This is a genomic window from Arthrobacter sp. Z1-15 (genome assembly GCF_054792395.1).
This window is the reverse complement of record NZ_CP096454.1, coordinates 775,009-788,905: the sequence shown is the minus strand read 5'-3', so window position 1 is coordinate 788,905 and position 13,897 is coordinate 775,009. Positions and strand designations below refer to the sequence as shown.

The window sequence follows — 13,897 nt, the reverse complement described above, 5'->3', positions numbered from 1 at the left end:
CAGCTGTGAACAGGCCTACATTTGAAGGCGGAGCACCGCAGCTCCCTGGAACGGTTGGATCGAAAAATGAGCCTGAACACGGAATCCCCCGCCCGCGCGACGACGTCGATCGCTGACCTGGGCACGGAGAACATCAGCACCCGGGAAATTGACCGGCGCAAAATGGCGCACGACGCGTCCCATTACCTGATGATCCCCGAGGCCGTGGCCACCCCGCGCACAGCCGAGGAAGTGGCCGTCCTGCTGCGGCGCAGCCGCGAGCTGGGCATTTCGGCCACTTTCCGCTCCGGCGGCACGTCCCTCTCCGGGCAGAGCCAGAGCGACAGTCTCCTGATCAACACCCGCCAGCACTTCCGCGGCATTGAGGTGCTCGACGGCGGCGCCCGGGTCCGGGTGCAGCCCGGTGCCACGGTGCGGGCCGTGAACTCACGGCTGGCCGCCCACGGCTACAAGCTGGGGCCCGATCCGGCGTCGGAAATTGCCTGCACGATTGGCGGCGTGGTGGCCAACAACTCCTCCGGCATGGCCTGCGGCACCGAATTCAACACGTACCGGACCCTCGAATCCATGATCCTGGTCCTGGCCTCCGGCACCGTCATAGACACCGCCGCGTCCGACGCCGAAACCAAGCTGCGCACGCTGGAACCCGAACTCTTCGAAGGGCTTCTGCGCCTGCGCGGCAGGATCGTCGCCAACCCGCATTCGGTGGCCACCATCGAGCGGCTGTTCTCCATGAAGAACACCATGGGCTACGGCCTGAACTCCTTCCTCGACTACGAGAACCCGGTGGACATCCTGACCCACCTGATGATCGGCAGCGAGGGAACCCTGGGCTTCGTTGCCGAGGCCACCTTCCGCACGGTGCCTGCGCTGCCCAAGGTGGCCACCGGGCTGATGTTCTTTGACTCCCTCGACCGGGCCGCCAGCGCGCTGCCGGAACTGGTGGCGTCCGGGCTGGCCACCATCGAGCTGATGGACTCCACCTCGCTGCGCGTTGCCGCTGCCGACCCGACCGCCCCTCCGGAACTGCGGAATCTGGAAATCTCCGACCACGCGGCCCTGCTGGTGGAGCACCAGGCGCGTACCGCCGAGGAGCTGGCCGAGAAGCGCGAAAGCTCCCGGACACTGTACGAATCCCTGCCGCTGGCTGCCCCGTTCGCCATGACCGCCGTTGCCAAGGACCGGGCCGCCATGTGGCACCTGCGCAAGGGCCTCTACACCACGGTTGCCGGTGCCCGCCCGTCCGGAACCAACGCACTGCTGGAGGACATTGTGGTGCCGGTCCCCTCGCTGGCGTCCACCTGCGGGGAACTGTCCCGGCTCTTCACCGAGCACCACTACCGTGACTCGGTGATTTTTGGCCACGCCAAGGACGGAAACGTCCACTTCATGCTCAACGAGCGCTTTGACGACCCGGTGGAGCTGGCACGCTACCAGGCCTTCACCGAGGACATGGTGGACCTGGTCCTGGGCAACGGCGGATCGCTGAAGGCCGAACACGGAACCGGCCGGATCATGGCCGCCTTTGTCCGCCGCCAGTACGGCGACGAGCTCTACGACGTGATGTGCGAGCTCAAGGCACTGATCGATCCGGCTAACCTGCTCAACCCGGGCGTGCTGATCAACGACGACCCGCTGTCCTACATCGCCGACCTCAAGGTGGCGCCCACGGTGGAAGTCGAGGTGGACCGCTGCGTGGAGTGCGGATACTGCGAACCGGTCTGCCCCAGCAAGGACCTGACCACCACCCCGCGGCAGCGCATTGTCCTGCGCCGCGAGATTGCCGCCGCCGAAGCCCGCGGCGACGCTGCCCTGGCGAAGGAACTGCGCAAGGACTACGACTACGACGGCGTCCAAACCTGTGCGGCCGACGGCATGTGCGTCACAGCCTGCCCGGTGCTGATCAACACCGGAGACCTCGTCCGCCGGCTGCGGAAAGAGAACGCCAACCCCGTTGCTGATCTGGGCTGGAAGAGTGCGGCCGAGCACTGGTCCACCGTGACCGTGGCCGGCGGCAAGGCCCTGAGCCTGGCCAAGGCGATGCCGCCGCTGCTGCCCAAGGCCGCCACCGCCGTCGCGCGCGCAGTGGCCGGCAGCGAAACCGTTCCGGCCTATGAAACCGTCCTTCCGGCCGGCGGGTCGAAACGGAAGCCGCTGGAAAGCCCGGCTGCCGTTGCCGTTTATTTTCCCGCCTGCATCGGCACCATGTTCGGCCCGGCCGGTTCCGGCGAGGGCGTGTCCGCCGCGTTCCTGGAACTGTGCGGACGCGCCGGGGTGGACGTGCGGATTCCCTCCGGCATCGGCGAGCTGTGCTGCGGAACTCCCTGGAAATCCAAGGGTTTCGCCAAGGGTTATTCGGTGATGACGGAGCGGGTGCTGGCCAATCTGTGGGAAGCCACCGGCGGCGGGGCGCTGCCCGTGGTCTGCGACGCCGCATCCTGCACCGAAGGCCTGGACACGATGAAGCGGCTGGCCGGGGAAAGCCCGGAATACCCGGGGCTGCAGTTCGTGGATTCGGTGGAGTTTGTACGGGACACCGTGCTCCCGCAGCTGGAGGTGACCCGCAAGCTGCCCTCCATGGCACTCCATCCCACCTGCTCCTCCACCCAGCTGGGCGCCAACGAGGCGCTCCATGCCGTGGCGGATGCGGTCGCGGAGGAGGTCTTTGTGCCGCCGAGCTGGGGCTGTTGCGCGTTTGCGGGCGACCGCGGGCTGCTGCATCCGGAATTGACGGAATCGGCCACTGACCAGCAGGCGGCGGAAATCAATGAGCGCGAGTTTGCCGCCTATGCCTCGGTGAACCGGACCTGCGAGATCGGCATGTCCAAAGCCACCGGCCACACCTACCGGCATGTGCTGGAGTATCTGGCCGAGGCTACGCAGTAAGGCTGCTCCCCTCCCGGCGCACGCGTTCCCACTCTTTGCACACTCCCGTGTCCAGCGGGGCCCCACCAGCAACACCAGCCCCATAGTATGGGAACGCGTGCAGCCGGAGCACTGATTCTGGACGAAACCGGCACAGGAAGCTCTGGAGAACGGGACGGCTTATGAGCAGCAACCAGACAATGGACCGCATCCGCCGCACCGGTGCGCTGGGCTTCGGGACGGCGCCGATCGGCAACCTCTACCGTCCAGTGCCGGAGGCAGAGGCCCTCGCCGCGGTCGACGCTGCCTGGCAGCAGGGCATCCGGCATTTCGACACCGCGCCGCACTACGGCCTGGGTCTGGCCGAGCGCCGCCTCGGTGAAGTGCTCTCCGGCAAGCCGCGCGACAGCTATCTGCTCTCCAGCAAGGTCGGCCGGCTCCTGCGCCCCAATCCCTCCCCGCAGGGCAGGGATCCGGAGGAATTTGACGTTCCGGACGATCTGACCCGGATCTATGACTATTCCCGCGACGGCGTGCTGCAGTCCATCGAGGAGAGCCTGGTTCGGCTGGGCACCGACCGGCTGGATGTGGTCTACATCCACGATCCGGACGACCACTGGGACGAGGCCATCTCGGGAGCGGTGCCGGCGCTGTCCGAGCTACGGGAGCAGGGCGTCATCGGCGCCTACGGTGCGGGCATGAACCAGTCGGCAATGCTGGAGCGGTTTGTGCGGGAGGCCGACGTCGACGTCGTGATGCTGGCGGGCAGGTTCACCCTACTGGAACAGGCCGGAGCCCTGAGCCTGATCGCGGCGTGCAGGGAGCGGGGGGTCGGCATCGTGGACGTGGGCGTCTTCAACTCCGGCCTCCTGTCCAAGGACCGGCCTGCCCCCGATGCGACCTACAACTACGCCCCCGCTCCCCCGGCTGTGCTGGAGCGCGCCAACGCGCTGGCCGACCTCGCCGAGAAACACGGCACCACGCTGCCGGCCGCCGCCCTCGCCTTTCCCTACCGGGAACCGGCGGTGGCCGCCGTCGTGCTGGGCATGCGTTCCGCCGAGCAGGTGGAACGCAACGTCCGCCTGAGGGACGCCGTCATTCCCGAACAGTTCTGGCAGGACGCAGCCGCCCTCGGCTACATCAGCTAGCCGCGGGCCGTCAGGATTCCTGTGAGGGCAGCGTAGGCGGAATTTCCGGCAGCTCCTGCAGCGACCACTGTTTCCCGTCCGGGTCGCTGAAGTAGACGAAGGTTCCCCAGTCCAGCGGGGTGATTTCGCTGGCCTCCACGCCGTGCTCCACCAGGTGCTGCCGCGCTTCCGCCGCGCTGGGCACCACCACCTGGATCCGCTGCGTGCCCGGTTCCATGTCCGTGGTCCCCGGACCGATCACCACCGAACACGCCGAGCCGGGAGGCGTAAGCTGCACAAACCGCAGCTCCGGACTAATGCGCTCATCGAAGTCGGGGTTGAAGCCCACTTGGTCCACATAGAACGCTTTGGAGGCGTCCACGTTGGACACCGGCACGGGTACAAGCTCAATTTTCCAGTCCATGCCGTCCACGGTAAAACCGCGGACGACGGCGGGGAACACTGCCGCGGTCAGATGCGGTCCGCAACCGGCAGTCCGTTCGCCGCCGGCCGCCGCTGGTCGTCGCCGGTCGTCGCCGGTCAGGGTTTAAACGTCAGTGTGCTGAGGAATAAGCCCGGTATGCCCTGTGTTGCCGCCTATATGACAGAGCAGAGCGTATCCCCCGTCCCTCCGACCATTGATCTCAAGGACCTGGGCACGGTCCGCCGTCTGGGCTTCGGCGCCATGCGCATCGTCGGCCCCGGCGTCTGGGGCGAACCCGAAAGCCGCGGCACCGCCGTCGACGTCGTACGCCGCGCCGTGGAACTGGGCGTGGACTTCATCGACACCGCCGATTCCTACGGGCCCAACATCAGCGAGGAAATCATCGCCGAAGCGCTGTACCCGTATCCCGACGGCGTGCGGATCGCCACCAAGGCCGGCTTTGTGCGCACCGGACCGGATGTCTGGGTGCCGCTGGGCCGCCCCGAGTACCTGCGCCAGCAGGTCGAGCTGAGCCTGCGCCGCCTGAAGGTGGACTCCCTGGACCTGTTCCAGCTGCACCGCATCGATGCCACGGTTCCCGCCGAAGAGCAGTTCGCCGTGCTGCGCGACATGCAGCAGGAGGGCAAGATTAAGGCCCTCGGCCTGTCCCAGGTCTCGGTTGAGGAACTGAAGGCCGCCGGCGAGTACTTCACGGTGTCCACCGTGCAGAACCGCTACAACCTCACGGACCGTTCCTCCGAGGACGTGCTGCAGTACGCTGAGGACAACGGCATCGGCTTCATTCCGTGGGCTCCGATTTCAGCCGGCGAGCTCGCGCAGCCGGGCGGCCCCGTAGCCGAGGCCGCCAAGCGCCTGAACGCCACCGATTCCCAGGTGGCCCTGGCCTGGCTGCTGCGCCGCTCCCCCGTAATGATGCCGATCCCCGGCACGGGTTCCATTTCGCACCTCGAGGAAAACCTCGCGGCGGCGGACCTGGTGCTCGACGACGCCACCTACGCAGAGCTCGACGCCGCCAGCAAGTAAGCAGCGCAAGCTGCCGAAAGGCACCGACAAACACAGCACCACCGCCGGACCGCATCCGGCACGCACCACATTTCCCCACCGAAGGAGTACACCCCATGGCTAATATCCTCATGGTCGTTTCAGCAGCCGATTCCCTCACGATGAAGGACGGCAGCGAGCACCCCACCGGTTACTGGGCCGAGGAGCTCGTGGAATCGCACCGCGTGCTGCGCGAAGCCGGCCACACCGTCCGCATCGCCACCCCCAACGGCGCCAAGCCCACCGTGGACCAGGTCAGCCTGGACCCGCAGCAGGCCGGCGGTGAGGAAAAGGCAGTGGCCTTCTCCAACTACCTCTCCTTCATCGACGCCGAGCTGTCCTCGCCGCTGGTCCTCGCGGATGCGGATCCGGCGGAGTACGACGCCGTCGTCATGCCGGGCGGGCACGGCCCCATGGCGGATCTGGCCTTCGACAAGGATCTGGGACGGATCCTGATTGCAGCCGACAGCAACGGAAAGATCATCGCTCCGTTCTGTCACGGTCCGGCAGGTTTGCTGAGCGCCGAGACCGAGAACGGCGACTTTGTTTTTGCCGGCCGCAAAATGACCGTGTTTACGGATGAGGAAGAGCTCGGCGGCGGCACCGGGGAGAACACCCCCTGGTTTGTCGAGGACGTGCTGCGCAACAAGGGCGCCGAAGTGGAGACCGGTCCCGCCTGGTCCAGCTTCGTGGTCCGGGACCGGAACCTGATTTCCGGCCAGAACCCGCAGTCCAGCGAAGACGTGGCCAAGGCCGTGCTCGCGGCACTGGCCGAGTAGGACTGGAAATAGTGACCGTCCTGATTGCCGGCTGCGGCGATCTGGGCACGGAAGCCGGCCTGCGGTTCGCCGCGGCCGGCTTTTCCGTGCTCGGGTGGCGCCGCTCCCCGGAGAAACTTCCGTCCCCGATCAGCGGCCGCGCCGCGGACCTGACCGATCCGGACCTGCCGCCTGTCCCGGCCGATACCGACGTCGTCGTCATCGCCGTGGCCGCCGGCAGCCGCAGCGTTGAGGCCTACCGGGCGGCCTATGTGGACGGCACCGCCAACGTCCTCAATGCCCTGGAACGCGACGGCGTGCACCCGCGCCGCATCCTGTGGGTCTCCTCCACCGCGGTGTACGGCGACGCCGGCGGGAACTGGGTGGATGAGCAGACGCCGGCCGCGCCGGCCTCGGACACGGGCGCCGTCATCCTCGAAGCTGAGCAGCTGCTGCACCGGCGCCGGCCGGATGCCGTGGTGCTGCGACTGTCCGGCATTTACGGGCCGGGCCGCACCCGGCTGATCGACTCGGTGAACGCCGGCACCGCCGTCGTGCCCGCCTCCCCGCAGCTGACCAACCGGATCCACCGCGACGACGCCGCCGCCGCGATCGTTCATCTCACCACGGCGGTGGCCGATCCTGCCCCGCTGTATGTGGGCGTCGACAATGAGCCGGTGGATCTGGCCGAGGTGCTGCGGTTCCTGGCCGGCGAACTGGGCACGGAGCTGCCGGCACCGGCGGACAAGGAATCCAGCCGCGGCGGGGACCGCCGACTCTCGAACGCCCGGCTGCGCGGCACCGGGTTCGAGTTTGCCTACCCCACGTTCCGGGAAGGCTACCGGGCGGTGCTGGCCGGAGAGGGAGTCCGCCACCCCTAGCTCGGGGTGCTGCCCAACAGGTCCACGAGGGTGCCGGGGAAATCCGTGATGATCGCGTCCACGCCGAGATCGATCATCCGGGCCATCTCCGGGGCCTCGTTGACCGTGTACACCCACAGACCCAGGCCGGCGGCCCGGATGGCTTCAGCCCCCGAGGCGTCCAGCGAGTGGTGATCCGCAACGATCCCCTGCATGCCGCGGGCGGCACCTTCGGACAGCAGGCCCGCGTCCGGAACCGTTTCGACCAGCTGCCACACGGGAACGCCCGGTGATTCCAGCGCAAAGGCGCGAACTGCCGCGGGGTCAAAGGAGCTGACCGCAACGGGGTGGTGCCGGAGCAGGCGGATCCAGTCCGGTGCTGTCAGCGCGGCGGCGAGGGCTGCCTCCACGCCGGGGGATTCGTGCGGTGCCTTAATTTCGAGGTTGATGCCCAGGCCGAAGCCGACGGCGGCGGGCAGGTCGGCCAGGAACAGAATCCCTTCCCCGGCGAACTGCGCGCCGAACCAGGAACCGGCGTCCAGCCGCCGGAGTTCGGCTGCGGTGAAGGAGGTGATGGGAGCGTCCGCGCGGTCCGGAAAGACCTCCGCCACGTTGGTGGTCCTGCCGCCGGTGCCGTCATGGAAGAGAAACAGCTCTCCGTCCGCGCTGAGGCGGACGTCCGTTTCCACCATGTCCGCCCCGGCGTCCACCGCCTGGCCGAACGCCGCCGCGGTGTTTTCCGGTGCCAGTCCGCTGTTGCCGCGGTGCCCCACCACCAGCGGTCCGTGTCCGTTGCCGACTGCCATTGCCGTACCCACTCCCTCAACTGCTGGTCTTGTCCTTCTCACACTGTAGTTCCGGCAGGCACCAAAACTCCCTGCAACGGCAGAAGGTGCAGGCCCCGGTGACGGGATCTGCACCTTCTGCGTACCTGGCAAGAGGGGCTCAGCTGAATGAAACGGGCGGCCCCAGGACCAGGAGCACGCTGAAGACGACGGCGACGGCCGCCAGCACCACGATCACTGAGATTGCCGGACGGCGGAGCACCACGGCCTGGACCTTCTCAGGGAAACTGGCCGGTGACTCGCCGCCCGGGGCCAACCGCCAGCCGCCGTCGAGCTTTCCCCTGCGGTCCATTGTCCGCTCGAAGGGGATGGTGGCGTACGGAATGACCGCCGTGGCCAGGCCCAGGAGAATGGTGGCCGGCGACCACTTTTGGTTGACGCCCACAAAGACGGTGCTCACGGCGTAGGACAGGAACACGAAGCCGTGCAGCCCGCCGAAGATCGGAGTGAATGCCTCGTTGTCCAAGACGTACTTGGCGAACATGCCGGCCAGAAGCAGGGTCCAGGTGACGGCCTCGGCAAAGGCCAGGGTGCGGAACAAGGTGCGGGGTGTCATCGAGCTCTCTCGGTCGGGAGGTGCTGCTGCCATACCGCCGGTTAGATACCAACGGGTTGTCAGTATCGTACCGCGGCGGGTGCCGCGGTCCCCCATGGAAACGTGGCCGTGCGAGCAAGATCAACCGTTTGATGGACCCGCGGCCCGTGCGCCACCGTCGCTGAATTCAGCTGGGTCAATCCAAGTAGTACAGGTCCGCGGCTGGGATGGCCTGAGCAGATACGCTCAGTCTAGTTTCAGGGCACGCCCTGTGCGGCCGCATCCGGGACGCCGGTAGACAGACAAGAATCGGGGAAGCCATGCTCACTTTCATCAAGTCCCTGCCGCAGCCGCTCAAGGCGCTGTACGTTCTGGCTTTTGCCGTCTTTGGAGTGGGGTTCGCGGCGAGCATTGTTCAGATCGCCACGTCAGACGGCGCCGCCGGCGTCTTCCCCCTGTGGTTTGCCGCGATGGGCGCCGTCATCGTGCTGGTCGGGGTTTGCCTCGCCGCCGATCTCCGGTCTTCCGCCCGGGCGACCGCAGAGGCTGCCAGGGACTACCGGCCCATGGGCATGGTCAACTCGCGCCCCTTTGCGCCCTCGCCGGGATTCGTGCGTCTGATCGGGGTGTTCTTCGTGCTGGCCGGATCCGTGTTCGTCTTTATCGCTGTGACCGAGTTCCGGTGAACTCAGGCGAGCCGGGGGCCGGAAGCTATTTCCGGTACGTCAGCGGTTCGGTGATCCAGTCCAGGTCCTTCCACCGGTCCAGCCGCTGCAGGATGTTGAAGCTGGAGCGGCAGAACTCCCCCACCGCCTGCTGCGGATCCGGAGACGAAAAAGCATCCTCCAAGCTGAAAACAAACTCGCTCTCCGTGGACAGGAACCGCGCCTTCTGCGGCATCAGCATGGTTTCGTAGCTGCCGATGGTGGCCAGGAACGGATAGGGCAGTGCATAGAAGGACGGCTGCGGGGTCTTGTTGTCCCCGGGCCAGAACCCGAACTCGCAGAACCGCTCGTCGAAACTGTTTTTACCAATCTGGTCCGATCCCGAATACGGCGCCGGCTGGCCGCTGAAGACGTTGCCGGAGAGGTCCATGGTGCCGAACCAGAAGGCGGGCATGTCGACCTTCCCGCGCATGGGGGCAAGGAATCCGGCCAGGGAACGGTAGGCGAACTGCAGGTTGGCCAGGAACAGCTCCACGGCCTCCCGGTCATAGGAGTGGTGTTTGGTGTCCACATCAAAGGGCGTGGGATCGTAAAACTCCTGCGGCGCGGTGCTGATGGGCGTGGGAGTGCCGATGTAGTCCAGCGCCCCCAGCAGTTGCCGGTGGAAGTCGGCGACGGCCAGCCCGTCGATGAGGGGAATCCGGATCCGCCTTCCGCGGCTGTTCTGCACATCTACATGGTGCTGCATGAGGTTGAAGTAGATCTCAAAGTTGCAGTCCTCCGCCGGGATGATGCCGGTGCCGATGCCCTGGAGGCTCAGTTCCAGCCGCACGTGCGCCCATTCGGGGCGTTTATAGCTGCGCTCCAGCTTCACCTTGCCGGCCATCTGCAGGAACATGTGCAGGGTATCGGCCGTGTCCTGCCATTCCGGGTAGTTCAGGAACTTCTTGTCCATGGCGTTCACCTCTCGAAAGGCGGTGCGGCGGAGTTCTTTACAGTGTGTGGTGCGGGCGGGGACCGGTCAACGGCAGGGTTCCGGCTGGCTACACTGAAACTCCAACCTCCGAAAGCCGCCGCATGAACCCCTTCTCCCCCGCCCGCACCGCCGTGATCGCCGACGTCGACACCGGCCTGGACGACGCCCTCGCGCTGGTTTTCCTGGCCCGGGACCCCCGGATCGACCTGCTGGCCGTGTCGTGCGTGGCCGGCAACACCAACGTGGACCAGGTGCTGCGCAACACCCTGGATGTGCTGAACGCCGCCGGTTCCGGCAGTGTCCCCGTGGCCCGCGGCGCGGAACGGCCGCTGATCAACGATCCGAGGAACGCCCACGCCTTCCACGGCGCCAACGGCCTGGGCGGGCTGGAGCTGCCGAAAAGCCCGCACTCCCCCAGCCCGCTGGCCGCCGTCGAACTGATGCACCGCACCGTCGACGAGGCCTCGGCCCCGGTCACCCTGCTGGCGCTCGGCCCGCTGACCAACGTCGCCCTCTTCCTCCGGGCGTATCCGCAGACAGCACGGAAGCTGGAGCGCATCGTGTTCATGGGCGGCTCGGCCGGGATCGGCAACGCCACCTCCCATGCCGAATTCAACGCCTGGCACGATCCGGAGGCCCTGGCCATCGTCATCCACAGCGGCATCCCCACCGTCATGTACGGGCTCGATGTTTTTGTCCAGGCCACCCTGACGCCCAAGGAGTACCTGCCGCTGGCGGACGCGGACGACGACGGCGCCCGGCTGGCGGGCGCCATCCTCGCCGTGGGCGGGCGGCGCGGCGAGTCCGAGCCGCAACCGGTGACGATCGGCGACGCCGGTGCCGCCTGCCTGGTGGCCGTTCCGGAGACGGTTCAGCTGGAGCGCTATCCGGTGCGGGTCGAACTCACCGGCCACAGCCGGGGCCAGACCCTGGTGGACCGCCGGCTGCAGCCGGGCGAAAGCGAACACCACGGCGACGCCGGCCCGGTGCCGCTGATCGACGTCGCCCTGGGCCTGGATCACCAACTGATGACGCAGACGTTCCTGGACACCGTCCGCCTGGGCACCGCCAAACGTGGCGGGTAACACTGCCGGGCACTCTTGTTCACGGGCGCTGCCCGACCCTAGGCTGAACAAGGGTCTATTTGTGCCGCAGCCGGACAAATCGAACCCCGCACGTCATTCGCGGAACCATCCCCGCCGCGACAGCTAAAACACTCCACCCCACTGCAAGGAGCGCTTCCTTTTGAGCAACCCCGCCAGGGCCCAGGGCACCCGGGCCTCGTACCGTCCGGGATTCAAGTACATCCTGATGCTTGGCGCGCTGGCGGCTCTTCCGGCCGTCACCACCGACATGTACCTGCCGTCGCTGCCCACCGTGGCGTCCGATCTGCAGACCAGCCAGGCGGCAGCCCAGTTCACCATGTCCGGAACCCTGATCGGCGCCGCCGTCGGGCAGCTGGTCATCGGGCCGTTTTCGGACCGGTTCGGCCGGCGCCTCCCGCTGCTGATCGGCATCAGCCTGCACGTCATTGTCTCGCTGCTGTGCGCCGTCGCTCCCGGGATCGGCACCCTGATCGGGCTTCGGGTCCTTCAGGGGTTCTTTAACGCAGCCGCCGGCGTGGTGGCCATCGCCGTCATCCGCGACCGCTTTGTGGGCTCCGACGCCGCACGGCTGCTGTCCCGGCTGATGCTGATCATTGGCCTTGCCCCGCTGCTGGCCCCGACCATCGGCCAGGCCGTTGCGGGCATTTGGCAGTGGCGGGCGGTGTTTGTGGCGCTGGCGCTGATCGGGCTGATTCTGGTGCTGATCGTCTGGCGTTTCATGCCCGAAACCCTGCCCGCCGAGCGGCGCCGCACCAGCAGCGGACCGGGTGCGTTCCGCGGCTACCGGGTGCTGCTGCGGGACCGGCATTTCCTCGCGCTGGCCTTCATTCCGGGCCTCGGCATGGCTGTCATCATGAGCTACGTGGTGGGATCCCCGTTCGTTTTCCAGGACGAGTACGGCCTGACGGCGGGACAATACGCCCTCGTGTTCGCGATTAACGGCGCCGGGATGGTCCTTTCCGCACAGGCCAACGCCGCCCTGGTGCAGCACGCGTCGCCGATGAGCATCCTGCGCATAGCCGTCCCGATTCTGCTGGGGCTGTCCCTGCTGCTGCCGGTCCTCATCATCACCGATCTCGGCGGCGTGTTCGGCCTGGCCGCGGGCCTGTGGCTGGTGCTGGGCATGCACGGGCTGATCGCGGCGAACGCCACCGTCATGGCACTGGGCAACTACGGCCACATGGCCGGATCCGCCGCCGCCATGATCGGCGCGCTGCAGGTGGGCGTGGCCGGCGTCGTCAGCCCCTTGGTGGGAGTCTTCGGCGGAAAGGCGCTGGCCATGTCCGCTGTGATTATCGGCTGCTGCGTGCTGATGACGCTGATTCTCGCCGCTGCCACTCCGGCGTACCGCCGCGGCGGAATGGCAAAGCTGGAAGCTTCCGGCAGCGCCGGCGCGGTGCCGGAACCCGGCGCCGTGCCGGAACCCGACGCCGCACCGGAAGCGACGGGCGGCCAGGCCTAAACCCAGCGGAGCTCGCTGCACGGCACGGAGACCCTTGAAATATGTTCCTCGTCACAACGATTAGGATTCCTTCATGTACTTCGATCTGCCCGCCGCCCAGCTCGCGGCCTACACCAGTTCACAAATCCGCCCGGCCGACTTCGAGTCGTTCTGGGATGAGACCCTCGCCGAGGCGCGGTCCCATCCGCTGAACCTCACCGTCACCGCCGAACCCACCGTTTTTGGCCACCGTGGACGTCTACGACGTCCAGTTCAACGGGTGGAACGGCGAACCGGTCCGCGCCTGGCTGCGCCTGCCGCGCGGCGTTACCGAACCGCTGCCCTGCGTCGTGGAATTTGTCGGCTACGGCGGCGGCAGGGGCGAACCGCAGGACAACCTGCTGCTGGCCAGCTCCGGTTTCGCGCACCTGCAGATGGACACCCGCGGGCAGGGCGCCGGGTGGAGCCGGGGCGCGACGGCGGACGGCGCCGGCAGCGGCGGCCCGCAGGTTCCCGGCCTGATGACACGTGGCATCCTGGATCCGCGAACCTACTACTACCGCCGGCTGTTCACCGACGCCGTCCGGGCGGTTCAGGCCGCCCGCGAGTTGGATGGGGTGGATGCAGACCGGGTGGCCCTCACCGGCATCAGCCAGGGCGGCGGCGTCGCACTGGTCACCGCCGCGCTGTGCCCCGATGTGCGCGCCGTCGTCGCCCGGGTGCCCTTCCTCTGCGATTTTCCCCGCGCCCTGCAGATCACGGATGCCTATCCCTACCGGGAAATCTGCGATTTCCTGTCCATCCACCGCACCGAAGCCGCACGGGCCCAGCAGACGCTGCAGTACTTCGACGGCGTGAATTTCGCCCCGCAGGCTCAGGTCCCGGCGATGTTCACGGCCGGCCTGATGGATGCAACCACTCCCCCGTCCACCGTGTACGCGGCCTACAACGCCTACGCCGGGCCGAAGCAGATCACGGCCTGGCCCTTCAACGGGCACGAGGGCGGCGGACCCGAGGACGACATCGCCGCCATTCGGTTCCTGCGGGAAATGACGGCCGCAGAACCGTCCGGTGCCGCGGCCCGGATCGGGCAAACCGCAGCGGTCAGGTAACGCTCCTTCCGGCACCTCCATCCGTCTCCCCGAAACCCTCCCGCGAAATGGCAGAAAGTGCTCCTCTCAGGGCTGAGAAGAGCACTTTCTGCCACTTCGGCGGGGGGGTGCGGTGGTGGGA

The 13,897-nt window shown here is 67.3% G+C and carries 13 protein-coding genes and 1 pseudogene; 10 read left to right on the top strand and 4 right to left on the bottom strand.

The features are described from left to right. The first annotated feature begins 66 nt into the window (after window positions 1–66). Together M1D40_RS03665 and M1D40_RS03660 are read left to right on the top strand one after the other, a co-directional pair. The gene (locus tag M1D40_RS03665) at window positions 67–2,886 is read left to right on the top strand and encodes an FAD-binding and (Fe-S)-binding domain-containing protein (protein WP_461170256.1); all 2,820 of its coding nucleotides are present in this window, start codon (window positions 67–69) and stop codon (window positions 2,884–2,886) included. Between the two features lie 161 nt (window positions 2,887–3,047). Further along, window positions 3,048–4,013 (top strand): aldo/keto reductase, encoded by a 966-nt coding sequence (locus M1D40_RS03660; protein WP_461170255.1) that lies wholly within the window; start codon window positions 3,048–3,050, stop codon window positions 4,011–4,013. Window positions 4,014–4,023: 10 nt separating this feature from the next. Here M1D40_RS03660 and M1D40_RS03655 read toward each other — a convergent pair whose 3' ends face one another. Continuing rightward, the gene (locus M1D40_RS03655) at window positions 4,024–4,416 is read right to left on the bottom strand and encodes a VOC family protein (protein WP_461170994.1); all 393 of its coding nucleotides are present in this window, start codon (window positions 4,414–4,416) and stop codon (window positions 4,024–4,026) included. Window positions 4,417–4,593: 177 nt separating this feature from the next. On the opposite strand from M1D40_RS03655, the gene M1D40_RS03650 reads away from it, so the two are divergent. The 3 genes from M1D40_RS03650 to M1D40_RS03640 all read left to right on the top strand — a co-directional run bounded on the left by M1D40_RS03650 (window position 4,594) and on the right by M1D40_RS03640 (window position 7,117). After that, a complete protein-coding gene (locus M1D40_RS03650) occupies window positions 4,594–5,460 on the top strand; it encodes an aldo/keto reductase (protein ID WP_341394205.1) in 867 nt (288 codons plus the stop codon). 95 nt (window positions 5,461–5,555) lie between these two features. Next, on the top strand, window positions 5,556–6,257 hold the full coding sequence (locus M1D40_RS03645; protein ID WP_341394206.1) for a type 1 glutamine amidotransferase domain-containing protein: 702 nt from the start codon (window positions 5,556–5,558) through the stop codon (window positions 6,255–6,257). An 11-nt stretch (window positions 6,258–6,268) separates the two neighbouring features. Beyond that, the gene (locus M1D40_RS03640) at window positions 6,269–7,117 is read left to right on the top strand and encodes an SDR family oxidoreductase (RefSeq protein WP_461170254.1); all 849 of its coding nucleotides are present in this window, start codon (window positions 6,269–6,271) and stop codon (window positions 7,115–7,117) included. On the opposite strand, the gene M1D40_RS03635 is transcribed toward M1D40_RS03640, so the two are convergent. Together M1D40_RS03635 and M1D40_RS03630 are read right to left on the bottom strand one after the other, a co-directional pair. Further along, entirely contained in the window at window positions 7,114–7,902 is a 789-nt protein-coding gene (locus M1D40_RS03635; RefSeq protein WP_461170253.1) for a glycerophosphodiester phosphodiesterase, read from the bottom strand. The genes M1D40_RS03640 and M1D40_RS03635 overlap by 4 nt on opposite strands. A gap of 139 nt (window positions 7,903–8,041) precedes the next feature. Beyond that, window positions 8,042–8,497 (bottom strand): DUF3817 domain-containing protein, encoded by a 456-nt coding sequence (locus M1D40_RS03630; protein WP_341394209.1) that lies wholly within the window; start codon window positions 8,495–8,497, stop codon window positions 8,042–8,044. Between the two features lie 299 nt (window positions 8,498–8,796). On the opposite strand from M1D40_RS03630, the gene M1D40_RS03625 reads away from it, so the two are divergent. After that, a complete protein-coding gene (locus M1D40_RS03625) occupies window positions 8,797–9,162 on the top strand; it encodes a hypothetical protein (protein WP_461170252.1) in 366 nt (121 codons plus the stop codon). 25 nt (window positions 9,163–9,187) lie between these two features. Here M1D40_RS03625 and M1D40_RS03620 read toward each other — a convergent pair whose 3' ends face one another. Further along, window positions 9,188–10,096 carry a DUF5996 family protein gene (locus M1D40_RS03620; RefSeq protein ID WP_461170251.1) on the bottom strand — a complete coding sequence of 303 codons (909 nt, stop codon included), beginning with the start codon at window positions 10,094–10,096 and terminating at the stop codon, window positions 9,188–9,190. 122 nt (window positions 10,097–10,218) lie between these two features. On the opposite strand from M1D40_RS03620, the gene M1D40_RS03615 reads away from it, so the two are divergent. The 4 genes and pseudogenes from M1D40_RS03615 to M1D40_RS03600 all read left to right on the top strand — a co-directional run bounded on the left by M1D40_RS03615 (window position 10,219) and on the right by M1D40_RS03600 (window position 13,776). Then, a complete protein-coding gene (locus M1D40_RS03615) occupies window positions 10,219–11,202 on the top strand; it encodes a nucleoside hydrolase (protein WP_461170250.1) in 984 nt (327 codons plus the stop codon). 160 nt (window positions 11,203–11,362) lie between these two features. Continuing rightward, a complete protein-coding gene (locus M1D40_RS03610) occupies window positions 11,363–12,685 on the top strand; it encodes a multidrug effflux MFS transporter (protein ID WP_461170249.1) in 1,323 nt (440 codons plus the stop codon). Between the two features lie 73 nt (window positions 12,686–12,758). Next, window positions 12,759–12,827 (top strand): annotated as a pseudogene (locus tag M1D40_RS03605) (hypothetical protein); the annotation flags it as partial. A gap of 88 nt (window positions 12,828–12,915) precedes the next feature. Beyond that, on the top strand, window positions 12,916–13,776 hold the full coding sequence (locus M1D40_RS03600) for an acetylxylan esterase (RefSeq protein WP_461170993.1): 861 nt from the start codon (window positions 12,916–12,918) through the stop codon (window positions 13,774–13,776). Window positions 13,777–13,897 lie beyond the last annotated feature (121 nt).

Excerpts from the sequence above, each read along its gene's own strand:
- M1D40_RS03660 (WP_461170255.1), top strand. The coding sequence starts at position 3,048 with ATGAGCAGCAACCAGACAATGGACCGCATCCGCCGCACCGGTGCGCTG.
- M1D40_RS03615 (WP_461170250.1), top strand. The coding sequence starts at position 10,219 with ATGAACCCCTTCTCCCCCGCCCGCACCGCCGTGATCGCCGACGTCGAC.
- M1D40_RS03635 (WP_461170253.1), bottom strand. The coding sequence starts at position 7,902 with ATGGCAGTCGGCAACGGACACGGACCGCTGGTGGTGGGGCACCGCGGC.
- M1D40_RS03645 (WP_341394206.1), top strand. The coding sequence starts at position 5,556 with ATGGCTAATATCCTCATGGTCGTTTCAGCAGCCGATTCCCTCACGATG.
- M1D40_RS03665 (WP_461170256.1), top strand. The coding sequence starts at position 67 with ATGAGCCTGAACACGGAATCCCCCGCCCGCGCGACGACGTCGATCGCT.
- M1D40_RS03620 (WP_461170251.1), bottom strand. The coding sequence starts at position 10,096 with ATGGACAAGAAGTTCCTGAACTACCCGGAATGGCAGGACACGGCCGAT.
- M1D40_RS03655 (WP_461170994.1), bottom strand. The coding sequence starts at position 4,416 with ATGGACTGGAAAATTGAGCTTGTACCCGTGCCGGTGTCCAACGTGGAC.
- M1D40_RS03630 (WP_341394209.1), bottom strand. The coding sequence starts at position 8,497 with ATGACACCCCGCACCTTGTTCCGCACCCTGGCCTTTGCCGAGGCCGTC.
- M1D40_RS03650 (WP_341394205.1), top strand. The coding sequence starts at position 4,594 with ATGACAGAGCAGAGCGTATCCCCCGTCCCTCCGACCATTGATCTCAAG.
- M1D40_RS03625 (WP_461170252.1), top strand. The coding sequence starts at position 8,797 with ATGCTCACTTTCATCAAGTCCCTGCCGCAGCCGCTCAAGGCGCTGTAC.